At 56.7% G+C, this 24816-nt stretch carries 25 protein-coding genes; 19 read left to right on the forward strand and 6 right to left on the reverse strand.

What is annotated here, in order from left to right:
• Positions 1-97: 97 nt before the first annotated feature.
• Entirely contained in the window at positions 98-397 is a 300-nt protein-coding gene (locus AC6I8A_RS04835; protein ID WP_265299862.1) for an I78 family peptidase inhibitor, read from the forward strand.
• Positions 398-568: 171 nt separating this feature from the next.
• Positions 569-886 (forward strand): hypothetical protein, encoded by a 318-nt coding sequence (locus AC6I8A_RS04840; RefSeq protein WP_479490097.1) that lies wholly within the window; start codon positions 569-571, stop codon positions 884-886.
• 12 nt (positions 887-898) lie between these two features.
• Here the strand turns inward: AC6I8A_RS04840 and AC6I8A_RS04845 are convergent, their stop codons facing one another.
• Positions 899-1150, reverse strand: a complete 252-nt coding sequence (locus AC6I8A_RS04845; RefSeq protein WP_008106027.1) for a biofilm development regulator YmgB/AriR family protein — start codon at positions 1148-1150, stop codon at positions 899-901.
• Between the two features lie 392 nt (positions 1151-1542).
• On the opposite strand from AC6I8A_RS04845, the gene AC6I8A_RS04850 reads away from it, so the two are divergent.
• Complete coding sequence (locus tag AC6I8A_RS04850; protein WP_497818109.1) at positions 1543-2847, forward strand: multidrug efflux MFS transporter; 1305 nt, start codon at positions 1543-1545, stop codon at positions 2845-2847.
• On the opposite strand, the gene AC6I8A_RS04855 is transcribed toward AC6I8A_RS04850, so the two are convergent.
• Positions 2786-5866, reverse strand: coding sequence for a beta-galactosidase (locus tag AC6I8A_RS04855; RefSeq protein ID WP_497818110.1), 3081 nt, complete (start codon positions 5864-5866; stop codon positions 2786-2788). The two genes, AC6I8A_RS04850 and AC6I8A_RS04855, sit on opposite strands and share 62 nt — an antisense overlap.
• Positions 5867-6119: 253 nt before the next feature.
• Here AC6I8A_RS04855 and AC6I8A_RS04860 point away from each other — a divergent pair, with 253 nt between their 5' ends.
• The 7 genes from AC6I8A_RS04860 (at position 6120) to AC6I8A_RS04890 (ending at position 12636) form a co-directional block, all read left to right on the forward strand.
• Positions 6120-6263, forward strand: a complete 144-nt coding sequence (locus AC6I8A_RS04860) for a hypothetical protein (protein ID WP_196761357.1) — start codon at positions 6120-6122, stop codon at positions 6261-6263.
• A 312-nt stretch (positions 6264-6575) separates the two neighbouring features.
• Positions 6576-6830, forward strand: coding sequence for an anti-adapter protein IraP (gene iraP, locus AC6I8A_RS04865; RefSeq protein ID WP_256695747.1), 255 nt, complete (start codon positions 6576-6578; stop codon positions 6828-6830).
• Positions 6831-6932: 102 nt separating this feature from the next.
• Positions 6933-7235 (forward strand): PsiF family protein, encoded by a 303-nt coding sequence (locus tag AC6I8A_RS04870; RefSeq protein WP_008106038.1) that lies wholly within the window; start codon positions 6933-6935, stop codon positions 7233-7235.
• Positions 7236-7520: 285 nt separating this feature from the next.
• Positions 7521-9044, forward strand: a complete 1524-nt coding sequence (locus tag AC6I8A_RS04875) for a sodium:solute symporter family protein (RefSeq protein ID WP_497818111.1) — start codon at positions 7521-7523, stop codon at positions 9042-9044.
• 1 nt (position 9045) lies between these two features.
• The gene (locus AC6I8A_RS04880) at positions 9046-9819 is read left to right on the forward strand and encodes a glucosamine-6-phosphate deaminase (RefSeq protein ID WP_497818112.1); all 774 of its coding nucleotides are present in this window, start codon (positions 9046-9048) and stop codon (positions 9817-9819) included.
• Positions 9812-10981 carry an N-acetylglucosamine-6-phosphate deacetylase gene (locus AC6I8A_RS04885; protein ID WP_497818113.1) on the forward strand — a complete coding sequence of 390 codons (1170 nt, stop codon included), beginning with the start codon at positions 9812-9814 and terminating at the stop codon, positions 10979-10981. The genes AC6I8A_RS04880 and AC6I8A_RS04885 overlap by 8 nt, the downstream gene beginning before the upstream one ends.
• Positions 10982-11106: 125 nt before the next feature.
• A complete protein-coding gene (locus tag AC6I8A_RS04890; RefSeq protein ID WP_497818114.1) occupies positions 11107-12636 on the forward strand; it encodes an FAD-dependent oxidoreductase in 1530 nt (509 codons plus the stop codon).
• A gap of 142 nt (positions 12637-12778) precedes the next feature.
• On the opposite strand, the gene proC is transcribed toward AC6I8A_RS04890, so the two are convergent.
• Positions 12779-13591: a pyrroline-5-carboxylate reductase gene (proC, locus tag AC6I8A_RS04895; protein ID WP_256698376.1), complete on the reverse strand. Its 813-nt coding sequence runs from the start codon at positions 13589-13591 to the stop codon at positions 12779-12781.
• A 147-nt stretch (positions 13592-13738) separates the two neighbouring features.
• Here proC and AC6I8A_RS04900 point away from each other — a divergent pair, with 147 nt between their 5' ends.
• The gene (locus tag AC6I8A_RS04900) at positions 13739-14182 is read left to right on the forward strand and encodes a YaiI/YqxD family protein (RefSeq protein WP_293791661.1); all 444 of its coding nucleotides are present in this window, start codon (positions 13739-13741) and stop codon (positions 14180-14182) included.
• On the opposite strand, the gene AC6I8A_RS04905 is transcribed toward AC6I8A_RS04900, so the two are convergent.
• Complete coding sequence (locus tag AC6I8A_RS04905) at positions 14183-14875, reverse strand: DUF2076 domain-containing protein (protein ID WP_179451729.1); 693 nt, start codon at positions 14873-14875, stop codon at positions 14183-14185. It lies immediately after the preceding gene.
• A 283-nt stretch (positions 14876-15158) separates the two neighbouring features.
• Here AC6I8A_RS04905 and aroL point away from each other — a divergent pair, with 283 nt between their 5' ends.
• The 7 genes from aroL to ppnP all read left to right on the forward strand — a co-directional run bounded on the left by aroL (position 15159) and on the right by ppnP (position 20882).
• Positions 15159-15683 (forward strand): shikimate kinase AroL, encoded by a 525-nt coding sequence (gene aroL, locus AC6I8A_RS04910; protein ID WP_256695752.1) that lies wholly within the window; start codon positions 15159-15161, stop codon positions 15681-15683.
• Between the two features lie 108 nt (positions 15684-15791).
• The gene (locus tag AC6I8A_RS04915; RefSeq protein ID WP_008106056.1) at positions 15792-15983 is read left to right on the forward strand and encodes a YaiA family protein; all 192 of its coding nucleotides are present in this window, start codon (positions 15792-15794) and stop codon (positions 15981-15983) included.
• A 380-nt stretch (positions 15984-16363) separates the two neighbouring features.
• Positions 16364-17116, forward strand: coding sequence for an IclR family transcriptional regulator (locus AC6I8A_RS04920; RefSeq protein ID WP_154153678.1), 753 nt, complete (start codon positions 16364-16366; stop codon positions 17114-17116).
• A 189-nt stretch (positions 17117-17305) separates the two neighbouring features.
• The gene (locus AC6I8A_RS04925) at positions 17306-18865 is read left to right on the forward strand and encodes an OPT/YSL family transporter (protein WP_497818115.1); all 1560 of its coding nucleotides are present in this window, start codon (positions 17306-17308) and stop codon (positions 18863-18865) included.
• A gap of 15 nt (positions 18866-18880) precedes the next feature.
• Entirely contained in the window at positions 18881-19813 is a 933-nt protein-coding gene (locus tag AC6I8A_RS04930) for a DUF1177 domain-containing protein (RefSeq protein ID WP_265299833.1), read from the forward strand.
• A 2-nt stretch (positions 19814-19815) separates the two neighbouring features.
• On the forward strand, positions 19816-20493 hold the full coding sequence (locus tag AC6I8A_RS04935) for an AroM family protein (protein ID WP_265299996.1): 678 nt from the start codon (positions 19816-19818) through the stop codon (positions 20491-20493).
• A 104-nt stretch (positions 20494-20597) separates the two neighbouring features.
• Positions 20598-20882 (forward strand): pyrimidine/purine nucleoside phosphorylase, encoded by a 285-nt coding sequence (gene ppnP / locus AC6I8A_RS04940; RefSeq protein WP_497818116.1) that lies wholly within the window; start codon positions 20598-20600, stop codon positions 20880-20882.
• Positions 20883-21035: 153 nt separating this feature from the next.
• Here the strand turns inward: ppnP and rdgC are convergent, their stop codons facing one another.
• On the reverse strand, positions 21036-21947 hold the full coding sequence (gene rdgC, locus AC6I8A_RS04945) for a recombination-associated protein RdgC (RefSeq protein WP_265299830.1): 912 nt from the start codon (positions 21945-21947) through the stop codon (positions 21036-21038).
• Positions 21948-22092: 145 nt separating this feature from the next.
• Here rdgC and mak point away from each other — a divergent pair, with 145 nt between their 5' ends.
• Positions 22093-23004, forward strand: coding sequence for a fructokinase (mak, locus tag AC6I8A_RS04950; RefSeq protein WP_110867766.1), 912 nt, complete (start codon positions 22093-22095; stop codon positions 23002-23004).
• A gap of 195 nt (positions 23005-23199) precedes the next feature.
• On the opposite strand, the gene eat is transcribed toward mak, so the two are convergent.
• Positions 23200-24564 carry an ethanolamine permease gene (gene eat / locus AC6I8A_RS04955; RefSeq protein ID WP_061717487.1) on the reverse strand — a complete coding sequence of 455 codons (1365 nt, stop codon included), beginning with the start codon at positions 24562-24564 and terminating at the stop codon, positions 23200-23202.
• Positions 24565-24816 lie beyond the last annotated feature (252 nt).

Here is a 24816-nt window from a genome sequence, read left to right on the forward strand (position 1 = left end):
AAATTACGCGACCAATCTGCTGTAAATATTTCCGCTTCACGGTCACGCTTTGCTACTCTCAAAAACCGGTTGTCTATTAATCCAGGAGGAGAAACTTGTGACCCATTATGGAAAAGCGCTACTGGTAACGGCCTTATTTGCCCTCAGCGCCTGCCAGTCCGCCAGCAAACCTGACAGCAGCGCTGCTGCCAGCCACGATCCGGAAACCGATCAGTGCGGCGCATCGCAATATCAAAACTACGTTGGTCAGCCATTATCAACGCTCGATAGCAAACGCTTCGCGGTGCCGGTGCGTGCCATTCCGTGGAATTCAGCGGTAACGATGGATTTCAATCTGCGTCGGGTGAATTTCGCGGCAGATCAAAGCGGTAAGATTTCCCGGGTGTACTGCGGATAACACCAAAACGACATTGCATTGTCATCTGGCTGTCACAGCGCCGGGCGAGGATAACTGCGCACTACGGAGATTTCCTCGTCACTCTCGAATATGCAATGCTCGTCTTATTTCTTCCCGCTTCGGCGGGAATTTTTTTATCTTTCGGCCTGTAAGGCTGATAGAGGAGCGATGATGAAAAAGAGTGCAAAACTGCTGCTGTTAACGCTGATGTTAAGCCCGCTGGCGCAGGCATCGAGCGAAGCGGCTTGGCAGCAAAACGACAAGAACATGCAGCAAAGCTGTCTCAAGGCCAGCGGCCTGAAGTCAGTGAAAGTGGTCGGTAAGCCGATCCAGTATGATGACAACGTGGGCTTTGATGCGCTGCTGCTGGAAGGTCGCTATCCGCAAAAGCACATGAAAAATCAGGTCGGGCGCGAACTCTGCCTGTACCAGCGTCAGAGCGGTAAGGCGTTTGTCAGCGAAGCCGACCATCTGCGTACAGTAAAATAAGGGCGTGGGCCGCTAGTTCTGCGGCCCCGATTCCAGCAGTTTTGCCAGTAAGTTGCGATAGCTTTGCAGCTGCTGTTCATCCCCTTCAAATTCCAGCTTATCAATCACGCGCGCAATAATCGCTTTGCTGGTGGCAGGCTGTCCGTCATCCATCAGTTCGCGCATGATCGCCGCCAACATGTCACTCTCATGCGGTGCATGCCAGGCTGGGCTATTGAAATAGTCGGTAATCGCCCGACTGGCGCTGTTTGGCTGGGTTCTCATAGCTGACCTCCGCAGAGACAACGATGCCCACCGCCGGATAATGGCAGCATGGGGAAATAAAGGTTAATCATGCGGACTGTCCAGAACAGACAGCGCGTCGCCAGTGAAGACTGGTGGTTTTTTAAACATAGATGCGGTGTAGAATAATGTCAGTAACGTGTAGACATATTTTTTCACGTTTGCCTGCAGTCGCGATGCGCTTATCTTGCGGCAAGCATTGTTTCAGCACATTAAGACACTAAAAAACGGCCCTCAGGCATGATTTGCTGTGAGCAGAATCACGCTCGACAGTGTAAAACTGCGTTTTTTCGCCCATGCCATGTTTTGCCGTCCGGTAATGTTATGAGATTGTTAGACTGAACCCTCGTTTCATTCTTCTGATGCCCACGCCCATGTTACGCTCCATCGAGTCCTGGAAAGTTAATCTGATATCCGTCTGGTTTGGCTGCTTTTTTACCGGCCTCGCCATCAGTCAGATCATTCCCTTCCTGCCGCTGTACGTTGAAGAGCTCGGGATTCGTGGCGATAACGCGCTCAGCGTCTGGTCTGGACTCACCTTCAGCGTCACCTTCATTGTCTCTGCCGCCGTCGCGCCGTTGTGGGGCAGCTTGGCCGACCGTAAAGGGCGCAAGCTGATGCTGCTGCGCGCCTCGTTCGGCATGGGCGCGGTGATTCTGCTGCAGGCGTTTGTCACTCAGGCGTGGCAACTGTTGCTGCTGCGCGCGCTGATGGGCCTTACTTCCGGTTATATTCCCAATGCGATGGCGCTGGTGGCGGCGCAGGTACCGCGCGAACGCAGCGGCTGGGCGCTGAGTTGTGTCTCCACCGGGCAGATCAGCGGCGTGATCCTCGGGCCGATGATTGGCGGTTTGCTGGCGGACTGGCTCGGCTTGCGCATGGTGTTTATCGTCACGGCGGTGCTGCTGATGGTGAGCTTCCTCGTCACCCTGTTCCTGATAAAAGAGACCGGTTATACGCCGGTCAGCAAGCAGGACAAGTTGAGCGGGCGCGAAGTGTTTCGCAGCCTCGACAATCCGCGCTTAATGATCTGCCTGTTCTTCACCACCATGGTGATTCAGATGTGCAACGGCTCGGTGAATCCGATCCTGACGCTGTTTGTGCGCGAGCTGGCACCCAATGCGCAGAACATCGCGTTTCTCAGCGGGGTGATTGCCGCGCTGCCGGGCGTATCGGCGCTGATCTCCGCGCCACGGCTGGGTAAACTCGGCGATCGCATTGGTACGCAGCGCATTCTGATCGCCACTATGATTGTGTCGTTGCTGCTGCTGGTGGCAATGTCGTTTGTCACCAGCGCGACGCAGTTGGGCGTGCTGCGTTTCCTGCTGGGATTTGCCGATGGCGCGATGATGCCGGCGGTGCAAACGCTGCTGGTACGGCATTCACGCGATAACGTCACCGGGCGTATTTTCGGCTACAACCAATCGTTTATGTATCTGGGGAATGTGGCGGGACCGCTGCTGGGCGCGGCGGTATCGGCGGCAACCGGCTATCGCTGGGTGTTCTTCGCCACGGCGATGGTGGTGTTGGTCAACGTGATCTTCCTGCGCCGCTTCTATCGTCGCCCGAAAACCACGCTGACTCCCCCTTTGAGCCAGCGTGAAAGTGTGGAAAAACCTACTGACGCAACATCAGCGCGTAATGCCAGCGCTGCTGAGAAAGCAAAAACTCCGGGCTAACGCTGGGACTCCATGAATCGTCACCGCCGACGCCCATGTGGAAGCCGTCGAGGTGCAGCCAGCAACCCTCTTCTGGCTGCAATAAGTGGCGATGCGAGGTTTCACGCAGCTGTTCAAGGCTGTAGCGACTGAGCGAGAAGGCGAAGTCGCCGCTGACCTGCAAGCTATTGCTCTGTAACTGACGCGTGCCGCAGCGCAAGCCATTCTCACCGGGGAACACATACGCGGTGCTGAGTGCCGCCAGCGGCAGCTGCCAGCGTGAGAACTGCGCCGCCAGCTGGCGATCCGGATAGTTCTCGTGCGGGCCCAAACCAAGCCAGCTCACCTGCTGCGGTGACTTGACCAGTTGGCCGCGCAGCCCGATGCGTGCCGGCGGCGGCAGACCGGCGGCCTGTTCCACATTGACGCTGATGGACAACTCACCGTTCGCGCTGATTTGATAGCGTTTGTGACTGGTAAAAGCCAGTTGGCCGTTGGCGTGCCATTGATGCCAGGTTTCAATCAGCACGCTGTGTTTCAGGCTATCGACCTGCATATCCACCAACACCGCTTGCAACTCATCGTAACCCGCACGTTTCCAGCGCTCGACCCACGCATTAGGATCAACATTCGCGGCTTCGCTGGTGCCGATATCATTATCAATCGGTGCACGAATAAAGCACTCCTGCAATGGCGTCAGCAGCGTTTCTTCATCATCGACAAACCATTGCACCATCTCGCCGCTGCGGCGCGAGAAGTGCCAGCGCTGCTGCGGCAGCACCACCGCCACCAGATCGTGATTGGCGATCAGTTCCGGCGCGGTAGCACCGTTCTCTACAACGCGCACCGGCAGCGCAGCGGGCAGCGGCCACTGATCCCAGGCAACGCGCGCATCCGCTTCGGACCACGGCGTGGCGTTGACCTGATGCACCGCGAGATTCAGCCATGCGTTGCCCTGCAAATCGTCACTGGTCGGCAGCGTAAACGTCTGGCTGCCTTGTGCGGCGAGTTCGAGCGGCAGTTCTCCGCTGGCGATGGCAACGCCATCCTGCTCAATCGACCAGCGCAGTACCTCGTTATCGCTGCGGCGGAACAGATATTCGCTGCTGACGGTAAAGCGATACGGCTGGTTAGCGTCACGCTGGAACTGGAAGAACTGCTGCGCGCGCTGGGCTTCAAACAGCGCCGGATGGGGTGAGCGGTCGGCAAAAACCAGCCCATTCATGCAGAACTGGCGATCGTTCGGCGTATCACCAAAATCCCCGCCGTAGGCTTGCCAGGCTTCGCCGTTGTCGTCGTAGCGCGTCAGGCTTTGATCAACCCAATCCCAGACGAAGCCGCCCTGCAAGCGCGGGAACTGGCGGAACGCCTGCCAGTATTTTGCGAAACCGCCAAAGCTGTTGCCCATCGCGTGCGCGTATTCGCACAGGATCAGTGGACGCGTTTCGCCCGGCAGACCAATCCACTTTTTCAGCGACCACTTGGGTACCGCCGGGAAAGGCTGATCCTGATCGACGCGCGCGTACATCGGGCAGACGATATCGGTGGCGGCCGTGTTGGCGCCGCCGCCTTCGTACTGCACCGGACGCGTTGGATCGCTGCTTTTCACCCATTGATAGAGCGCATCATGGGTGCTGCCGTGACCGGATTCGTTGCCCAATGACCAGATAATGATGCAGGCATGATTGCGATCGCGCTGCACCATGCGCGTGACGCGCTCGCTGTAGGCGGCGAACCAGCGCGGGTCGTTGGAGAGACGGTTCATCGGCTGCATGCCGTGCGTTTCGATATTAGCTTCATCCACTACATACAAACCGTATTGATCGCACAGGCGATACCACAGCGGATGATTAGGGTAGTGCGCGCAGCGCACGGCGTTGAAGTTGTGGCGCTTCATCAGCTCGATATCGCGGCGCATGCTGGCTTCATCCACCACCTGACCGTTTTCCGGGTGATGTTCATGGCGGTTCACACCGCGAATCAGCAGCGGCTTGCCGTTCAGGCACAGTTGCCCTTTTTCAATGCTGACGCGGCGGAAACCAACGTCATACGCTTCGGCTTCGAGCACCTTGCCATTTTCATCCAGCAGCGTCACCACCGCGCGATAGAGATGTGGCGTTTCGGCGCTCCACAGCAGCGGCTGATTGACTGGCAAAACCAGCAGGGCGCGTTCGGGATAATGTCCGCGCTCGTCGATGATGTCGCTGCCAGGCACCTGTTCCTGCTCGCCAAGGCAGCTGTCGCCGCGCCACAGGCTGACGCGCAAGCGGCATTGTGCGGGCTGACGATCGCCAGCATGGATTTTGACGCTAACGCGCAGATCGCCGCGCAGGTATTCCGGGCTCAGTGCGGTTTCAATCTGCACATCGGCCAGTTGCGTCTCGGGTTTGTGCAGCAAGCTGACATCGCGGAAGATGCCGCTCATGCGCCACATATCCTGATCTTCCAGATAGCTGCCATCGCTCCAGCGCAGCACCATCACGGCTAAACGGTTCTGGCCGGGCTGCAGCGCGTTGCTGAGATCAAATTCGGCGGGCAGGCGACTGTCCTGCGAATAGCCGATCCACTGGCCGTTACACCACAGGAAGAAGGCCGAATTCACGCCATCGAAGATAATGCGCGTCTGGCCCTGTTGCAGCCAGTTCGCATCGACTTTGAATGTGAGCGAGTAACATCCAGTGGGATTCTGTTGCGGCACCAAAGGCGGCGTGACCGGAATCGGATACTGCACGTTGGTATAAATCGGCGCGTCAAAACCGTGCAGCTGCCAGTTAGCGGGCACCGGCAGCGCATCGGCGCCGGGCAGATCCTGCAGCAGCCAGCTTTGCGGCACCGCTTCAGGCTGCGTGAAGTAGCTGAAAGTCCATTGGCCATTTAATGACTGGCGCGAAGGCGAAGGGCGATCGTCGCGCGCGCTGGTTTCATCGCGCCAGCTGGCAAACGGCGGATGCGCATCCAGCCGATTAAGGCTGGTGATCACCGGGTTTTCCCAGTCACGACGCGCCAGAATTTCACTCAGGGATACAGCAGATAAGCTCATGATGAGATCTCATTTATTGTAATGCGCTCACATTGCGCGAAATTGCACCGGCTGTAAAGCGTTCGACAGCAATTTTGCGTAGCGCGTTGGCATCAATCGATGCCGCCTGTGTGATGTTTTTGCCACTTTAGTGCCAGTGAATTGTTAAGCGTGGTGAGCAGAGATGAATAGCGCCGTGTTGCGGAGAATTCTGTATTGTCGCGCCCGATGCGGCCTCATACACTCAGCCCGATTTCACCATTCCGAGGTAATTATGGTCCGTATTATTAAAATCGCCGCAGTTGTGGCACTGGTCACCGCGCTGAGCGGTTGTATTTTTCCCCCTCCGGGCGGCGGCGGTTGGGGCGGCGGTCATGGTGGCGGCGGTCCGGGACGCGGCTTCGAAGGCCCACGTTAATACCCGTCATACTTCAAGCTGCAGGTGCGTTGGCTGCGTGCATTCACCTTCAGTCACTTACTAAAGTAAGCTCCTGAGGATGATTGCACTTGCCGCCTTCCTGCAACTCGAATTATTTAGGGTATAGGTTAGCGAAACGTTTCAATAAATCTTTAAACGCCTGGTGAAACGTTTCGCTATTACATATTGAAATCTAGCCGGTTTTTTTATTCTGCCGTTTGGCTGTTTTTTTCTGAAAACCCTTAAAAATCCTTGTTGTTTTATTCAGCGCAATGATAACGTCTGTTTTTCTTCTCTCATTGAGCTTGTCGCATGAAAAACCTGATTGCGGAACTCCTTCTAAAGCTGGCTGAAAAAGAAGAAGAGTCTAAAGAATTAGTGGTACAGGTTGAGGCGTTAGAAATCGTGTTAACCGCGATGCTGCGTAAACTGAATCCCGAACAATTTCACGACATTGAGGCCGCTATTAAATTAGCCATGCCGCCCGTCGCCCCCGCTGCTGAAACGCCCGATACCACCCTGCTGCGTAATTACGTAGAGAAGTTGCTGCATCATCCCCGCGTTTAACGGCTATCGCCTGTTTTTTCAGGTGAATGTCATTATCGATTTCTCGTATTTGCTTATTCCGTGCCATGCTTAGGTGGCAATAATGCTATGGAGAATCCGGTAATGAAATCGTGTCTTTTGGCAATAATGACAGCAGGCTTGCTGATTGCAGGCGGAGCAAGTGCGGCTGAGAAAACTGCACAGCAGGAAAAAATGACCATGTGTAACCAGAGCGCCGGTACACAAAATCTGAAAGGCGATGCGCGTAAAAGCTTTATGAGTGACTGTCTGAAAAAAGACAGCAAAATGGGCAATATGACGCCGCAACAAATGAAGATGAAAACCTGTAATGCTGATGCGGGCGATAAAAAGCTCACCGGCGATGCACGTAAAACGTTTATGAGTTCGTGCCTGAAGAAAAGCTGATTTAATTAATGGTTAGCTCCGTTTTATTAAATCTAATCTGCGTGAAAAGTAATAAGGGTTCATGTTTGGCGTGAACCCTTTTTTATTGCTGTAAGCTGCAGCGCAGTGGTATTCAATTTCACTTATCACGTCAGAGGAAAAACTCATATCAGGATCCTCATCACAAAATTGCGCCGATAACGCTGCCAGGATACTTTAGTCCTAAACGATGACTAATTATTCTGAACGCCTAATCCCCGCGAAGCCGGACCGTTCGTTGGGCAGCCTTTACCCGTGGAGTCTGCTATGAATGTGCTTGATTATGCTGTGATGGCGCTTTATGCGCTGCTGATTGTGGCTATAACCCTGTGGGCGATGCGCAAGGTGGGCAGCACGCGTGATTTCTTTGCCGCCAGCGGCAAAATGCCGTGGTGGCTGTCGGGCGTGTCGCATCATATGTCGGGCTACAGCGCGGCGGTGTTTGTCGCCTATGCGGCGGTGGCCTACAACATGGGCATCACCATCTACTTTTGGTGGGCGTTTCCCATCGCTATCGCGGTGTTGATCGGTTCTCGCCTGTTCGCGCCGCGCTGGGCGCGCTTGCGCATCTACATGAACATCGAATCGCCAATGGAATATCTCGCCACGCGCTACAACCTGCCCACGCAAATGGTGCTGGCGTGGAGCGGGGTGCTGCTGAAAACCTTTGACGTCGGCGCAAAGTGGGCGGCGATTGCGGTGATTATTAACGTTTTCACCGGACTCGATCCGCTGATTGGCATCTGTGTTTCCGGCGCGCTGAGTTTGTTTTACACCGTGATGGGCGGATTGTGGGCCGATGCCTGCAACGACTTCGGTCAGTTCGTGGTGCAGTTTGTCGCCGCGATTGTGATGGTGGTCGCCGTGGCGGCGCATCTCGGCGGTTTTGCTGAGCTGTTCACCATCTGGCAGAAGCTGCCGTCAACCCACACGCAGATCATTCAGGAGCCGTACAGCATCGGCTTTATTCTCGCTTATTTTGTCATCTACACGCTGAGCTACAACGGCGGCACCTGGAATCTGGCGCAGCGCTTTATTGCCGCGCCCGCTGGACGCGATGCGCGCAAAGCGGCGCGCCTCTCTGCCGCGCTCTATCTGATCTGGCCGCTGATTCTGTTCTGGCCGATGTGGGCGGCGCCGTTGCTGTTTCCTAATCTTAGCGATCCGTCGCGATCCTATTCGATGATGGCGATGGAACTGCTGCCGAATGGCTTGGTCGGTTTGGTGCTGGTGGCGATGTTTACTCACACGCTGTCTATGACCTCTTCGGATGCCAACGCCATTACTGCCGTGGTGACGCGCGATATCCTGCCCGGCATGCTACCGAAACGCTTTCAGCGCGGTAAAAGCTCGCTGCTGGTGGCGCGGCTCACCGCTTTTCTCTTCATTATCACCACGCTGGTGATTGCCATGAACGCCAGCCACTTCGGCGGCGTGCTGTCGCTGCTGATCATCTGGTTTGGCGGCTTAGTCGGCCCGATCTCCATTCCCATGCTGCTGGGTTTGCTGCCGGCGTTTCGTCGCAGCGGCAGCGCCGCCGCACTGGTGAGTTGGGCGATTGGCGTCGGCACTTTCTTCTGCGTGAAATTTATCTTTACCGATGTCAGCACCGCCACCGTGGTGGCCGCGCCGGTGATGTCTTCACTGGTGCTGTTTGTGGTGATGGGCTGGTTGCGCCGCGCGCCGGTGCGTCCGGAAGTGGATCAGCTGCTCAATGCACTCAATCAGGATCAGGATACGCCCGCCGCACAACGCTGGGCGCAAAAAAGCAACGTCTCTCAGGAGGGATAACATGACGCTACTACAACAGGGAACCCGAGATCGCTTACGCATCAAACGTTTTGCCAGCCGCGCAGCATTAGGTGCGGATGCGGCGCAGGATGTGGCTGCGTTTCTGCGTCAACGGCTGAGTGAACAGCGTGGGGTGCGCATGGTGTTTGCCGCCGCGCCCTCGCAAAACGAGTTTCTCGCCGCGCTGGTGGCGGCAAAGGATATCGACTGGTCGCGCATTCACGCCTTCCATATGGATGAGTACATCGGGCTGGATGCGCATGCGCCGCAGCGTTTTAGCCACTTTTTACGCCAGAAACTTTTTGATGTGGTGCAGCCCGGCGAAGTTCATCTGATCCCCTCTTGCGGCGATTCTGCAGAAATTTGTGCGGATTACGCTAAAAAACTTAATGCCGCACCGATTGATGCGGTGTGCCTCGGTATTGGCGAGAACGGCCATTTAGCCTTCAACGATCCGCCGGTGGCCGACTTCAGCGATCCTTTCACTGTGAAAGTAGTGCCACTGGATGATGCCTGCCGCCAGCAGCAGGTCAACGATGGCTGTTTCGCCACTTTCGCTGCGGTGCCAACGCATGCCGTGACGCTAACGATTCCCGCATTAATGAGTGGCGCGCGACTGTTCTGCATGGTGCCGGGCGCCACTAAACGCGCGGCGGTGCGGGCAACGCTTGAGGATGCGATCTCCAGCGCCTGTCCGGCGACGTGTCTGCGCCAGCATGCCAACTGCACGCTCTATACCGACAGCGATGCTTGCCCGGAGGTGATGTTTGACTAACCTCATTTTGCGCGGCCGCGATTACCGTACGTTGCAACCGATTGAGCTGGAGATTGAGCACGGCATCATCATCGATGTGCGCGCGCTAAGCGGGCTGGAAGAGGAGATTATCCTCGCACCGGGCTTGGTCGATCTGCAGGTCAATGGCTTTCAGGGCGTCGATTTCAACCACTTTCCCTTCAGCGAAGAGGATGTGCTGCACGCCACGCGCGCGCTGTGGCAGCAGGGCGTCACCAGCTTTCTGCCGACGGTGATCACCGCCATGCCGGAGGAGATTGCGCAGGCGATGCAGCGACTCGCCAGCGCCTGCCAGCATCATCCTGACGTGGCGCGCGCCGTACCCGGTTTTCATCTGGAAGGACCGTTTTTGTCGCCTGAAGATGGGCCGCGCGGTGCGCATCCGCGTGAAGCGATTCGCGCACCGGATATCGCGCTGTTCGACAGCTGGCAGCACGCGGCGCAGCAGCATATTCGCCTATTGACGCTGTCACCGGAATGGCCGCACAGCGATGCGCTGATCAAGCATTGTGTGGCGCAGCATGTGCGCGTCGCCATTGGGCACACTTCCGCCACGCCACAGCAAATTCATGCGGCGGTTGACGCGGGTGCCACGCTCTCCACCCATCTCGGCAACGGCGCGCATCTGCAACTGCCGCGCCACCCCAATTACATCTGGCAGCAGCTGGCTGAAGATGCGCTGACGGCTACCTTGATTGCCGATGGCGATCACCTGCCGGCGGACGTGCTGAAAGTGTTCCTGCGTGCCAAAGGCGAGCAGGCGCTGCTGGTCAGTGACGTCACTTCTTTTGCCGGGCAGCCGCCGGGCATCTATGACACGGCGATTGGTGGCCGCGTGCAGCTCAGCGCCAGCGGACGCCTGAGCATCGCCGATGCACCGCAACTGCTGGCGGGATCGGCGCGGGGTTTACTTGATGGCGTGAGTTTCCTGTTGCGTCAGCAATTGGCGACGCTGGCGCAGGCAATCGAGATGGCTTCCATACGACCGGCCCGCCAGCTCAATCTGCCGCAGCAGCAAGGTTTAGCCTGCGGCGCACCCGCCGATGTGTTGCTGCTTGCTGCTCAGCCGGATGGCAGCGTGGCATTACGCAGTTGTGTGAAGCAAGGCGCTGCAGTGTGGAGTGAAAACGCAGATTATCTTTAGCCATTAAACAACGACTTAACTCTCGCTGCGCTTTGTTGTTGCGGACAAATCACCATGCTTTGCCAGGCTTACTCTTTGTAGGGATTTGCTGTTTACATCAAAAACCAGAAGAAAGGAGGCCTAACGTGAGCTATCAAACTGTCGTAGAACTCAAGTCGCTGGCGCAGCGCAAACCCACCAAATTTACCGTCGGCGACACCGATGTGGTGTTAATTCGTGATGATGAGCGTGTGCAGGCGTTTCAGGCCAAATGTCCGCACGCCGGTGCGCCGTTAGAGCAGGGCGCGGTGTGTGGCGACAAGCTGATCTGTCCGTGGCACAAAGCGGTATTTCAGCTGCAGGATGGGCAGATGTGCGAGCCGCTGGCGCTGGCCAATCTCAAGCGTTATCCGGTGCGCATCGAACAAGGCAAAGTGCTGGTTAGTCCGCAGGCGATGTCGCCCGCCAGTGCGCCTTCTGCACAAGACGAGACGCCGGTTTGCGTGATTCTGGGTTCTGGCGCGGCGGGCAGCGCGGCGATCTGGACGCTACGCGATGCAGGTTTTAGCGGGCACATCGTGCTGATTGAGCGGGAATCGGCTGCGCCTTACGATCGCACCGCGCTGAGCAAATTTGTGCCGTCAGGCAAAATGGCGATTGAAGATGTACCGAAGCTGCTGAAGCAGGATGTGCTGGGCACGGTGGAGCGGATTCAGGGCGATGTCGAGCAGCTCAAAGCGCTTGAGCAAACGCTGATCCTCAAAGGCGGCCAGCAGGTGAAGTTTGACCAACTGCTGATTGCCAGCGGCAGCGTGCCGCAAGCGCTGGATATACCGGGTAAAGATCTCGACGGCGTGCATCTGCTGCGCTCGCTCAATCAGGCCGATGAACTGCTAAAGGAAGTCGATAAGACCGAGCAGTTGGTGATTATCGGCAACAGCTTTATTGGCATGGAGATGGCGGGATCGCTGCGTAATCGTGATGTTGATGTCACGGTGATTGCGCGCCATCCGCTGCCGTTTGCTCAACAGTTTGGCGAAGAGATTGGCCGCCATTTTTATGATCTGCATCGCAGTAACGGCGTGAAGTTTGTCGAAGGCGATCCGGTGGCGCTGGAAGGCGAGGGCAAAGTAAATGCCGTGCGCCTGAAGAGTGGCAAAAAAGTCGATGCCAGTGTGGTGCTGTTTGGTACAGGCGTGGTGCCGGCGACAACATTCATCCACGATCTGCCGCTGGAAGAGGATGGCAGTTTGCTCACCGACAGCCAGCTGCGCGTAGCCGATAACATCTGGGTGGCCGGCGATATCGCCAGTTATCCGTCGGTGCAGGGCCCACAACGTATTGAGCACTATCGCGTGGCGCATCAGCAAGGGCGCATCGCGGCGCTGAATATGTTAGGAAAACAGATTCTGTATGACCGCGTGCCGTTCTTCTGGACCGCGCATTACGGGACGCGTTATGAGTATTTGGGGCATGCGGAAGAGTGGGATGATTACCGGCTGCTGGGATCGCTGCAGAATAAGCAGTTTATCGCTTTCTATTGTCAGGAAGGGATGATTGCGGCGGTGTGTTCTGCCGGGCTGTATACGCTGACGGCAGCGCTGGTGCAGGAGATGCAGCAGCCCATGACGCTGGCGCAGGGTATTGCGTTGTATGAGGCGTACTCTGCGGCCTGATGCCCTCACCCCGGCCCTCTCCCACAGGGAGAGGGAGACGCACGATCAATTCCCTCTCCCTGTGGGAGATGCTGCCATATGCTCTATTGGTTCCCTCTCCCGCTTGCGGGAGAGGGTTAGGGTGAGGGGCAAGCCGCACCGATCACTGCTTACTCAACGTCTCTGACTTCGCCATACATTGCTGCATCGCGTTCATCACCGCAGCGCGGAAGCCTTTCTCTTCCAGCACTTTCACCGCTTCAATGGTTGTGCCGCCTGGCGAGCACACCATATCCTTCAGCTCGCCCGGATGCTTGCCGGTTTCCAGCACCATCTGCGCCGAGCCTTTGACCGCCTGCGCCGCGAACTGATACGCCTGCGCACGCGGCATGCCGCCGAGCACCGCGGCATCGGCCATCGCTTCGATAAACATAAACACATACGCTGGCGCTGAGCCGCTGACGCCGACCACCGCGTGAATCAGGTATTCATTCACCACCGCCGCTTTGCCGAAGCTTTCGAAAATGCCCACCACTTCATCCACTTCATGCGCTTCCACCAGCACGTTTGGCGTCACCGAGGTCATGCCTTCGTTCACCAGCGAGGGCGTGTTGGGCATCACGCGGATGATTTTGCGATCGTGGCCGAGCACCGACGCCAGAGAATCCAGCGTTACGCCGGCCGCAATCGAGACCACCAGCACATCTTTCTTCAGCTGGCCGGCAAGATCTTTCAGCACTTTGAGAATCACATTGGGTTTCACCGCGCCAAACAGGATATCCACTTCGCGCGCCAGACTTTCCACACTCTCTGCGGCGGTAACGCCATATTGCTGCGCCATCGCCTGATTAGTGGCGGGCTTGCGGTCGAATACCCAGATATTGGCGGGGGCGATCTGCCCGCTGTTAACCAGTCCGCTAATAATGGCTTTCGCCATATTGCCGCAGCCGACAAACCCGATTTTCTTCTCCAGCATCGCTTTATCCTCTAAGTGGTTCATTTTCTGTGGGGGTAAGCTTACGTCAGCAGGGATTAATAACAAGGCGGGCGGCCAGCAAAAACAGTTGCGATTCTGCCGCAGCACGGCAAGATCAGCCTCATTGCCGGTTAAGAAGGATTCATCATGTCGATTTGGGTTGATGCGGATGCCTGTCCCAATGTCATCAAAGAAGTGCTGTACCGCGCGGCCGAGCGCGCCAAAATTACCGTGACCTTTGTCGCCAACCAGCCGCTGCGCGTGCCGCCGTCGCCGTGGCTGAAAACGCTGCAGGTCGCAGCGGGGTTCGACGTGGCGGATAACGAGATTGTGAAACGGGTGCAGCCCGGCGAGTTGGTGATCACCGGCGATATTCCGCTGGCGGCGGAAGTACTGGAGAAGGGCGCAGCGGCGTTGAATCCGCGCGGAGAACGTTACTCGACAGACACCATTCGTCAGCGCTTAACCATGCGTGACTTCATGGAGACGATGCGCGCTAGCGGAATTCAGAGTGGCGGACCATCGACCTTAAGCCAACGCGACCGCCAACTGTTTGCTAACGAACTCGATAAGTGGTTACGTCAGCGCTAATCAGACGAAGCTGTCATCGTCATCGTAGTCGCCGCCAAAATCGCCGAAATCATTGTTATCCGCAACGTTGTTATCCCAACCCGAATTATCGTTGTTGAGGAACGCGTTGTTGCTGTCGTTGCCGTTAAAGGTATCGAGGCTGTTATCCACCTGCGGCAACGCCGGTTCGTTGATGATGTTAACGATCTCTTCCGGCTGTGAATGGTGGAACATGCTGGTCAGCATATCCGCCATCACCACGCCGCCCGCCACGCCAACGGCCGTTTGCAACGCGCCGCCGAGGAAGCCAGTGCCGCGTGCCGCCGGTGCGGCATATTGCTGCTGTGGTGGTGGCGCATACTGCTGTTGCGGCTGCGGCGGTGGATTCCCCCACGCTGGTTGCTGTTGCGCTGCCGGGCGCGATCCGCCGCCAAACAGGCTGGAGAGAAAACCGCCGCTGCTCTGCTGCGGTGCCTGTTGCTGCTGCGCCTGCGCCAGACGATTTTCCAGATCCGTAACCTGCGCATTGAGCTTTTTCAGCGCCGCTTCCTGAATCAGGATCGCCTGCGACATGTAATAAGGCGCGCCGGGCTGATTCTGTAAATGCTGTTTGATTAACTGCTCTGCGCCAGCATCACGCGGGCCGCTTTGCGTCTCAGCCTGTTTCAGGCGGCTGAACAGGTTTTCAATCAGTTGTTGTTCTTCGCTTTGCATGGGGAACCCTCCTTTAAGGTATGCCTCATATATGAGGGCGCGACTCAAGAAAGTAAATCAGCGGCCTGGTAAGGAAATGTTGGCCGCTGTTACATTTGGCCCGATGCACGATTCATGCATTGTTTTTCGCTGGCTTTTCAAACGGCTAGCTTAAGATGTGACTGAAATACGCGTAAATCGTGCCTCGCGGGTGGCTGATAAAATAAAATCCAGGTATTATGCGACGCATTATTGACCTGATGACGTTGCCCGCGCGGCACATTACGGCGGAGGATGAGCCCGGATGTCATTACCCATCTATCTGATCGGCGCACGCGGTTGCGGTAAAACCACTGTTGGCAAGGCGCTGTCGCAAGCGCTGGGCTATGCCTTTAACGATACCGATCACTATCTGCAACTCACTACGCAACGCAGCGTGGCAGAGATTGTGGCGTCTGAAGGGTGGGATAGTTTCCGCGCCCGCGAAACGGAATCGCTGCGTGCGGTCACCGCGCCGAATACGGTCATCGCCACTGGCGGCGGCATGGTGCTGGCTGAAGTGAATTGTCGCTTTATGCGCGAACACGGTCAGGTGATTTGGCTGAATGCGCCCTCGGAAGTGCTGGCCGATCGTCTGGAACATCAGCCGGAAGCAGCGCAGCGTCCTACGTTAACCGGCCGCCCGATTGCCGAAGAGATGGGCGATATCCTGCGTGAGCGTGCCCATCTGTATCGTCAAACCGCGCATCATGAAGTCAACGCGATGCAATCGCCCGATCGCGTGGTTGAGCACATTCTGCAATCGCTCTCTCTGGCGCGCGCCAGCTAAACCCTCAGATTTCTCTCTGTTTTTTTGCAGCGATTCTCCGTTGTCTATACTTAGCGTTAGGCAGAGGATCACCGCTGTCTGTGGACAACTGATAGAAGAGGGAAAACTATGCCAACTAAACCACCCTATCCGCGCGTCGCGCGTATTGTCGCCGTTGAAAAAGGTTCGGCGGATCAAACCGTCACCTGGTATGAATTGCGTGCTGACCATCCCAAACCCGATACGTTAATTAGCGAACACAAAACCGAAGCCGAAGCGCAAGATGCCAAAGAGCGCTATGAGGACGCCGGTAAAGATTAACTTTACCCGTCATATTCCAAGCTGCAGGTGCGTTGGCTGCATGTGTTCACCCCAGTCACTTACCTAAGTAAGCTCCTGGGGATTCACACATTTGCCGCCTTCCTGCACCAAGAGTAGGCCCCATGAGGGGACTTGAACTATTTAGGGTAAAGAATCTCCGCCGAAAAACTGCAATATTCCAAAAAAGTTACACACTTTCCTGCTGAATATTTAACTCACCTGATTACGTCATTTATTTCCCACTTCACGCCGTATTTAATTCTGCCTTAAATTTCCTCAGAAACGTCCGGCTTAAAATTTGCGCTTGACCGCAAAAGCGTAGCGCTTTATTTTCTGGTTATTGATAGAGGAACTCAGTTCCATATAGTGAAACCGACACCATGACCACACTCGAAAATGCCTCCGCCGTACTGAAGCTGTTTCAGCGATTTGGCGTGACGCAGGGCCATCCCGGCTTAACCTTTACCGAGGTGGTGGATGCGTTGGGGTTGCCGAAAAGTACGGTATCGCGCCTGCTGGCAACCATGGAAAGTGAAGGCTTACTTGAGCGTGACGCTGAGAGCCGCTGCTTCCAGATTGGTCGTGTGCTGCTGTCGGTGGCAGGTCACTATCTGTCGACACCGCTGGTGGATAGCGCGTCGGCGCCGATGGCGCGTCTGGCCGCCAGCAGCGGCTGCATGGGCTATATCTCGGTGCTGGATGGCGATGATGTGCTGGTGATGCGCATGTATCACGGCCGTTTCTTCACCCAACTGGTGACGCCGCCGGGCACGCGCGTTTCATTAACCGGCACCTCGACCGGACGCGTGCTGCTGGCGCAGCTCAGTGATGAAGAAGTCCGCGATCGTTTTGCCAGCAACTGGCAGGCGGCTTCGATGAATTCGCCGCTGAGCGTGGATGCCTTATGCCAGGAGTTAGCTGTGATTCGCCAGCAAGGCTGGGCACTGGCGCGCAATGAGACGCTGCCAGGCATCAGCTCGTTAGCGGTTGCGGTAACCAATAAACATCGCGGTGAAAGTGCCGCGCTTTGTCTCTCGTTTTTATCGCAAGAAGCGGCGCCCGGTTATCCGGAGATGCTGCTCAGCGAACTACGCGCAACGGCTGCACTGATGGCCGAAAAGTACGGCGCATAATCCTGTCTGAACAGGAAACCCTATTTTAAGTTTTGAAGGCGTTTATTCGCGCCACACCAGGGAAATAGCAGGTCTTCGGACCTGCTTATTTCAATAATCAGGGAACGATTAATATAAAAACGTTGATGTCCCGCGTGTCGGGCGCTGCGAATTAACGCGTTTTCTACAGGGTGAAAATACGGGGATCTTATGCGTCAAAATAATCCAATAAAAAGTGTTGGCGTTGCCTTAATGCTGGTTCTGCTGTCCGTTGCAGGCGCCATCATTGGGGTTCAGCTTATTACCACTATTGGGGTAACACCCAATACCTCTATTATCGGCGCGCTGTTTGCCATATTGCTGGCGCGTATTCCACTGCAATGGTTTCGTCGCTATCGCTCCATTGAAGTCCAAAACCTTGCGCAAACCGCCATCTCTTCTGCCACCTTTGGTGCCGCCAACAGCCTGTTGATGCCCATCGCGGTGCCGTGGGCGTTGGGCGAGCCGCAGCTGGTGCTGCCGCTGTTTGTCGGCGTCAGCGCGGCGATGCTGCTCGATGCTTATTTACTCTATCGCCTGTTTGATACGCGCGTCTTCCCGGCCAGCAATGCCTGGCCGCCGGGTGTGGCAGCAGCCGAAGCGATCAAAGCCGGTGATAAAGGCGGTCGTCAGGCATGGTTGCTGGTGGTGGGCATTGTTGGCGGCATCGTCGGTTCGATGCTGAAGATTCCCATGTCGGCATTTGGTACCGCGTTTATCGGCAATATCTGGGCGCTGAGCATGCTCGGTATTGGTTTCCTGCTGCGTGCTTACGCGCAACCGGTTGCTGGTATCGATATCAACGCGCTCTATATTCCGCACGGCGTGATGGTCGGTGCCGGTTTGGTGGCGTTGATTCAGGTGGTGCAGGTGATTCGCAGCCGCCGCAATGATCAGGTCAACGTCAGCCGTAGCGACAGCGAAGTGAAACGGTCGCTGGGTTTCGGCACCGTCGGTTACATCGTTATCTCTACGCTGCTGGCGCTGGCGGGCGGCTTGTGGAGCCAGATGGGCCTGCCGATGCTGGTGCTGTTTATCCTCTACGCCGCCTTTGCTGCTTTCGTGCATGAACTGATTGTTGGTATCGCCGCGATGCACTCCGGCTGGTTCCCGGCCTTTGCGGTGGCACTGATCACCCTGATTCTCGGCATTCTGCTCGGCTTCCCGCCGCTGGCGTTGTGCCTGCTGTGCGGCTTTACCGCCGCCACCGGTCCGGCGTTTGCCGATATGGGTTATGACCTGAAAGCGGGTTTTATCCTGCGCGGCAACGGTGCTGATGTGCAGCAAGAGCTGTGGGGTCGCCGCATTCAGCTGATCGCCGCGATGATCGCCTTTGTGATCTGTATTCCCGTGGTGTGGTACGCGCATACGATTTTCTTTGCCGAGAATCTGCTGCCGCCGGTGGCGCGCGTCTATGCCAAAACCATTCAGGCCGGCGCCGAGCCGGGTATCGCTGGAAATCTGCTGATGTGGGCGATTCCGGGCGCCATCATCCAGCTGATCGGCGGACCGAAGCGTCAGCTTGGTGTGTTGCTGGCGACCGGTTTATTGATCAACAACGCCGCGGCGGGTTGGGCGGTGATGGTGGGCATCGCGCTGCGCATTATCATCCTGCGCGTGTGGGGCGAGCGTGGACGTTCACCGATGGAGGTGATGGCCGCTGGATTTATCGCCGGCGACGCGCTCTACAGCTTCTTCCATTCACTTTTTGCCAGCGGCACTAAAAAATAATCCAGGGAATTTATTATGAGTTTACAGCAGACACTGCAGGTCTTTGAGTTACTCGATAGCGCCTACATTGATGGCCAACAGGTGGTTGATCTGTTCGCGGGCTATCCGGGCGTCACCGCCAGCACGAAACGCGTCAGCGGGCCCAAAGGGCGGACCGATTTCGTCCGCATCGACATTCCCGGCGCGCAGGGCAAAAGCAACGGCGGCAACGCACCAACGCTGGGCATCATTGGGCGTCTCGGCGGTATCGGTGCGCGTCCAACGCGTATTGGGATGGTGTCAGACGCCGATGGCGCAGTCGCGGCGGTGAGCAGTGCGCTGAAGCTGGCGCAGATGCAAACCAAAGGCGACGTGCTGGCCGGTGATGTGATCATCACGACCCACATCTGCCCGGATGCGCCAACCCGTCCGCACGAACCGGTCGATTTCATGGATTCGCCGTGCGACGACATCACCATGAATGACAACGAAGTGATTGCGGGCGTCGATGCGATTCTGTCGATCGATACCACCAAAGGTAACCGCATTCTCAATCACAAAGGCTACGCGCTGTCGCCGACGGTGAAAGAGGGTTACATCCTGCGCGTGTCAGAAGATCTGCTGCGCATCATGGAGATGACCAGCGGCAAACCGGCGGTCACCTTCCCGATCACCACGCAGGACATCACGCCATACGGCAACGGGGTTTATCACCTCAACAGTATTTTGCAGCCTTCCACCGCGACGGATGTGCCGGTGGTCGGCGTGGCGATCTGCGCCGAATCGGTGGTGCCGGGCTGCGGCACCGGCGCGAGCCACGAAGTGGATATCGCCTTAGCGGTGAAGTTTGCGGTGGAAGTGGCGAAAGAGTTCGGGCGTGAAACCTGTCACTTCTACGACGCGCAAGAGTACGCTCTGCTGCTCTCTTTGTATGGTAGTCTCAGCCATCTGCGCAACCGGAAAGCCTGATGATGACTATCTCCCTGGTCACACTGACGATTGGTCAATCACCGCGCAGCGACATTCTGCCGTTGCTGCTGGAACATCTGCCTGCCGATCAGGTGGCGCATGCCGGTTTACTCGACGGTTTGACGCTGACCGACGTCGAGCAGCAGTATGCGCCCGCGCCGGGCGAAACGGTGCTGGTGTCGCGCATGATCAGCGGCGAGCAGGTGCGCCTGTCGGGACCAAAAGTGGAGCAGGGACTGCAACGTAAGATCAACGCGCTGGAAGAGCAGGGCTACGACACCATTCTGCTGCTGTGCACCGGCGAATTTGGCACGCTGAAAACGCAATCTGCCTTGCTGCTGGAGCCGGATCGCATCATCCCGCCGCTGGTGCGCGCGATTGTGCAACAACATAAAGTTGGCATTGTGGTGCCGGTAGCAGAACAGATTGCCGAGCAGGCCAACAAGTGGCGCAATCTGGATACGCCGCCGTGCTTTGCCGTCGCCAGTCCCTATCTGGCGGAGCAGGCCGATTTGGTGGAAGCGGGATTGTCGCTGCAGGAGCAGGGCGCGGATGTGGTGGTACTGGATTGCATCGGCTATCACCAGAAGCACCGTGATTTCCTGCAGAAAATGCTGGGCATTCCGGTACTGTTGTCGAACGTGCTGGTCGCCAAGCTGGCGGCAGAATTGATCGTCTAATGCGGAGAGATCACAAGTTGCGATCTGTGGCGCTAATTCGCGTGACAGATCAGCGAGTTCCTTAGTAATCTGCCAGTCACGATAATGTGCTGTGAGGAAGTAATATGCTCAATACAAGTGAGTATTTCGACGGAAAAGTGAAATCCATTGGTTTCGACAGCGTGACCATTGGCCGTGCCAGCGTTGGCGTGATGGCGGAAGGTGAATACACCTTCGGCACCAACCAACCGGAAGAGATGACGGTAGTAAGCGGCGCGCTGAAAGTGCTGCTGCCGGGTGAAACCAAGTGGAAATGGTACGAAGCTGGCGCCGTGTTCAGCGTGCCAGGCCAGAGCGAATTCCATCTGCAGGTGGCCGAGCCTTCGTCTTATCTGTGCCGCTACCTCTAAACTCAACCTTTAGAACATCTTAAACCTGCGACTCTCTGTGAAGCGCAGGTTTTTTTATTGCTGAGTAATAGGTGCGCATGAATGCGCACCCTACGAAAATCCGCGCAGGTCTGTCGTAGGGTCGCCATTCATGACGACCAGGTTCGAGGGAGATTAACGCTTCGCTTCGCCGCCTAACGCTTCTACTAAATTGCTGATCAACGCAGCCAGTTCGCTGGTCATCAGAATGAAATCGGCATCGAAACGCTGGGCGAAATCATCGCGGTCAATGTCATCATTCTGCTCACGCAGCGTGTCGCTAAACTTCAAACGCTTCACTGAAGCATCATCGGCGATGACGAACTGAATGCGTTCCTGCCAGTCGAGCGCCAGTTTGGTGACCACTTTACCGGCTTCAATGTGCGTGGCGATCTCGTCAGAAATCAGGTCCTGCTTCTTACAGCGGATCACGCCGCCATCTTCCAGCATCGCTTTCAGTTCGGCTTCATCCATCAAGGCAAAACCGGCTGGCAGCTCACCAGAGCGCACCCATTCGGTCAGCGTCAGCTCGATCGGATTCTCCAGCGTTAAAGGAACGACCGGCAGCGAACCGAGGCTTTTACGCAGCAGCGCCAGCGTATCTTCGGCCTTCTTGGCGCTGGCGCAATCGACGATGATCAGGTTGTTAACGGTGTCGATCCACATATACGTCTGGCTGAAACGGCTAAACGCGCGCGGCAGCAGGCTGTGCAGCACTTCATCTTTCAGCGAGTCTTTCTCAGTCTTCTTCAGCTTGCGGCTCTGTTCCGCTTCCAGCTTGTCGATTTTGGCTTCCAGCGCCTGCTTCACCACCGGCGACGGCAGAATTTTCTGCTCGGTGCGCGCGCAAATCACCATCTGACCATTGATTTCATGCGTCAGCGCGTCGCTGCGGTTGCCCATCGGTGAAACCCAGCCGGTTTTCGCCATATCCTGGCTGCCGCACGGCGAAAAGGTGAAGGCGTCGAGCTGCTTTTCCAGATCGTCTGCGGACAGCGGAATGTCACGATTCAGACGATAAACCATCATATTTTTAAACCACAACATCGGAATTCCTTACCGTGGGTGCGATCGGGCGCACAAGTCTCTAAGTCAGCGCGCATGATAGCGAAACATCGGATGGGTTTCATTGCCTTTCCCGATTCAGCCTTCTACTGTATTTGTCACCAGAACGAATAATGAGGAATAAATCGTGCGCATCGGGATTGATTTAGGCGGTACCAAAATTGAAGTGATTGCACTGTCTGATCAGGGTCAGGAGCTGTTCCGTCATCGCGTTAACACGCCGCGTGACGACTACGCTGCCACGGTTCAGGCGATTGTCGATTTAGTGCTGCTGGCAGAGGAGAAAACCGGGCAGCAGGGCACGGTCGGCATCGGCATCCCCGGCACGATTTCGCCCTATACGCAGCGGGTGAAAAACGCCAACTCCACCTGGCTGAACGGTCAGCCGCTGGATAAGGATTTAGCGCAGGCGCTGAATCGTGACGTGCGCATTGCCAATGACGCGAATTGTCTGGCGGTTTCCGAAGCGGTAGATGGCGCGGGCGCGGGTCAGCCGCTGGTGTTTGCGGTGATAATTGGCACCGGATCGGGCGCGGGCGTAGCGATTGGCGGTGAGTCGCGCATTGGTGGTAACGGCAATGCCGGTGAGTGGGGCCACAATCCGCTGCCGTGGATGGACGAAGATGAACTGCGCCATCGCGCCGAAGTGCCCTGTTATTGCGGCTTGCAGGGCTGCATTGAGACCTTTGTATCGGGTACCGGTTTTGCAATCGATTATCAGCGTCTGAGCGGTAAAGCGCTGAAAGGTGCGGAGATCATCAAGCTGATTGAGCAGCAGGATCCGGTGGCGGAGCTGGCGATGAATCGCTACGAAATGCGTCTGGCGAAATCGCTGGCGCAGGTGGTGAATCTGCTTGATCCCGATGTGATTGTGCTGGGCGGCGGCATGAGTAATAACGATCGCCTGTATCAAACCGTGCCGGCCCTGATGAAGCAGTGGGTGTTTGGCCGCGAGTGTGAAACACCGGTGCTAAAGGCGGTGCACGGGGATTCGAGCGGCGTGCGTGGGGCAGCGTGGTTGTGGCCGTTGAAAGGGTAGTTTCTTTTACGCACCTCTGTATGTGCTCGCTTTCCCCCTCCTCGGTTTGTGCCTGCTGTCCCCCTCCTCGGTCCTCCCCCATAAATGGGGGAGGAAGATGCTGCTATATGTGAGTTTGGAGGCTGCATGTGGCAGCGTCTCCTTCCCCCGCTTGCGGGGGAAGGCCGGGATGGGGGACAGCCAGCACTAACCCACTTACTCACCCACTAACATCGAATCCTGCGGTGCGTTATCGCGCTGGGCTTTGGTCGCCAGGAAGTAGACATATCCCACCGCCATAATCGCCACAAACAGGCCGCCAATCACCGGGTTAAACCACAGCATCGCCACCAGACACACCAGCGACAGCACCAGCGCAATGCCGGGCACAATTGGGTAGCCCGGCGCACGGAAGCTGCGTTCCATCTCTGGCGCAGTGCGGCGCAGTTTAAACAGGCTCAGCATGCTCATCAGATACATCACAATCGCGCCGAATACCGCCATGGTGATCATCGCGGCGGTCAGCGTCATGCCTTGCAGATTGATAAAGCCATCGCTGTAGATGGCAGCGATACCAATCAAACCCCCGGCGATAATCGCGCGGTGCGGCGTCTGGAAGCGCGACAGCTTGGCCAAACTCTGTGGCAGATAGCCGGCGCGGGCGAGGGCGAAGAACTGGCGCGAATAGCCGAGAATAATGCCGTGGAAGCTGGCAATCAGCCCAAATAGACCAATCCACACTAGCATGTGCATCCAGTTGGAGTTTTCACCAACAATCATCTTCATTGCCTGCGGCAGCGGATCGTTGATGTCCGACAGCTTGCGCCAGTCGCCAGCGCCACCGGCCAGCAGCATCACGCCAATCGCCAGCACTACCAGCGTCAGAATGCCGGTGATGTAGGCTTTGGGAATGGTGCGCTTCGGATCTTTGGCCTCTTCGGCCGCCATCGCCGCGCCCTCAATCGCCAGGAAGAACCAGATGGCGAACGGAATCGCGGCGAAGATGCCCGACATCGCCGGCATGCCGAAGTGATCGCTGCCCGCCCAGCCGTTCGCGGCAAAGTTGGCGATGCTGAAGCCTGGCGACACCACGCCCATAAACACCAGCAGCTCCAGAACCGCCAGCACCGTGACCACCAATTCGAACATCGCCGCCAATTTAACGCCGAGAATGTTCAGCGTCATGAAGACGATATAGGCGCCGACTGCGGCGGTTTTCGGATTGAGATCGGGATATTGCACGTTGAGGTAAGCGCCAATCGCCATGGCAATCGCCGGCGGTGCGAATACGAACTCAATCAGCGTGGCGAGGCCCGCGATCAAGCCGCCGGTTTCACCGAACGCGCGGCGGCTGTAGGCAAATGGGCCGCCGGCATGCGGAATCGCGGTGGTCAGTTCGGTGAAGCTGAAAATAAAACAGGTATACATGGTAGCGATCATCGCGGTGGTGATGAGAAATCCCAGCGTGCCCGCCACGCCCCATCCGTAACTCCAGCCAAAATATTCCCCGGAAATCACCAGTCCAACCGCAATGCCCCACAAATGCAGGGTACCAAGCGTGGGTTTGAGCTTATTCGTCATCGTCTTTTCCCCGTCGTCATTGTTGGTGCGGCAGCTTCACCGCGCTTTTTTATCTTTGCGCTACAGTGAAGTGATAATGCCGCTGGCTGGCGCGGGAAAACTTGACGCGGGCGCAGTGAGTTTTGTCCTCCACGGTCAACTCTGAGGCAAGAAAAGTGCCAGATGCACGCTGCGGTCAACTTTGGGTTGTCTGCGGTCAAGCAGTCAGGACGACGTCATCCCATGCTGATACCACTTGCTTGATGCTGGAGA

It is taken from the genome of Pantoea sp. X-Soil-ISGK-275 (genome assembly GCF_059730795.1).

Bases quoted from the DNA above. Each gene is read 5' to 3' on its own strand.
- AC6I8A_RS04840 (WP_479490097.1), top strand. From the start codon at position 569: ATGAAAAAGAGTGCAAAACTGCTGCTGTTAACGCTGATGTTAAGCCCG.
- AC6I8A_RS04845 (WP_008106027.1), bottom strand. From the start codon at position 1,150: ATGAGAACCCAGCCAAACAGCGCCAGTCGGGCGATTACCGACTATTTC.
- AC6I8A_RS04850 (WP_497818109.1), top strand. From the start codon at position 1,543: ATGTTACGCTCCATCGAGTCCTGGAAAGTTAATCTGATATCCGTCTGG.
- AC6I8A_RS04855 (WP_497818110.1), bottom strand. From the start codon at position 5,866: ATGAGCTTATCTGCTGTATCCCTGAGTGAAATTCTGGCGCGTCGTGAC.
- AC6I8A_RS04860 (WP_196761357.1), top strand. From the start codon at position 6,120: ATGGTCCGTATTATTAAAATCGCCGCAGTTGTGGCACTGGTCACCGCG.
- iraP (WP_256695747.1), top strand. From the start codon at position 6,576: ATGAAAAACCTGATTGCGGAACTCCTTCTAAAGCTGGCTGAAAAAGAA.
- AC6I8A_RS04870 (WP_008106038.1), top strand. From the start codon at position 6,933: ATGAAATCGTGTCTTTTGGCAATAATGACAGCAGGCTTGCTGATTGCA.
- AC6I8A_RS04875 (WP_497818111.1), top strand. From the start codon at position 7,521: ATGAATGTGCTTGATTATGCTGTGATGGCGCTTTATGCGCTGCTGATT.
- AC6I8A_RS04880 (WP_497818112.1), top strand. From the start codon at position 9,046: ATGACGCTACTACAACAGGGAACCCGAGATCGCTTACGCATCAAACGT.
- proC (WP_256698376.1), bottom strand. From the start codon at position 13,591: ATGCTGGAGAAGAAAATCGGGTTTGTCGGCTGCGGCAATATGGCGAAA.
- AC6I8A_RS04900 (WP_293791661.1), top strand. From the start codon at position 13,739: ATGTCGATTTGGGTTGATGCGGATGCCTGTCCCAATGTCATCAAAGAA.
- AC6I8A_RS04905 (WP_179451729.1), bottom strand. From the start codon at position 14,875: ATGCAAAGCGAAGAACAACAACTGATTGAAAACCTGTTCAGCCGCCTG.
- aroL (WP_256695752.1), top strand. From the start codon at position 15,159: ATGTCATTACCCATCTATCTGATCGGCGCACGCGGTTGCGGTAAAACC.
- AC6I8A_RS04915 (WP_008106056.1), top strand. From the start codon at position 15,792: ATGCCAACTAAACCACCCTATCCGCGCGTCGCGCGTATTGTCGCCGTT.
- AC6I8A_RS04920 (WP_154153678.1), top strand. From the start codon at position 16,364: ATGACCACACTCGAAAATGCCTCCGCCGTACTGAAGCTGTTTCAGCGA.
- AC6I8A_RS04925 (WP_497818115.1), top strand. From the start codon at position 17,306: ATGCGTCAAAATAATCCAATAAAAAGTGTTGGCGTTGCCTTAATGCTG.
- AC6I8A_RS04930 (WP_265299833.1), top strand. From the start codon at position 18,881: ATGAGTTTACAGCAGACACTGCAGGTCTTTGAGTTACTCGATAGCGCC.
- AC6I8A_RS04935 (WP_265299996.1), top strand. From the start codon at position 19,816: ATGACTATCTCCCTGGTCACACTGACGATTGGTCAATCACCGCGCAGC.
- ppnP (WP_497818116.1), top strand. From the start codon at position 20,598: ATGCTCAATACAAGTGAGTATTTCGACGGAAAAGTGAAATCCATTGGT.
- rdgC (WP_265299830.1), bottom strand. From the start codon at position 21,947: ATGTTGTGGTTTAAAAATATGATGGTTTATCGTCTGAATCGTGACATT.
- eat (WP_061717487.1), bottom strand. From the start codon at position 24,564: ATGACGAATAAGCTCAAACCCACGCTTGGTACCCTGCATTTGTGGGGC.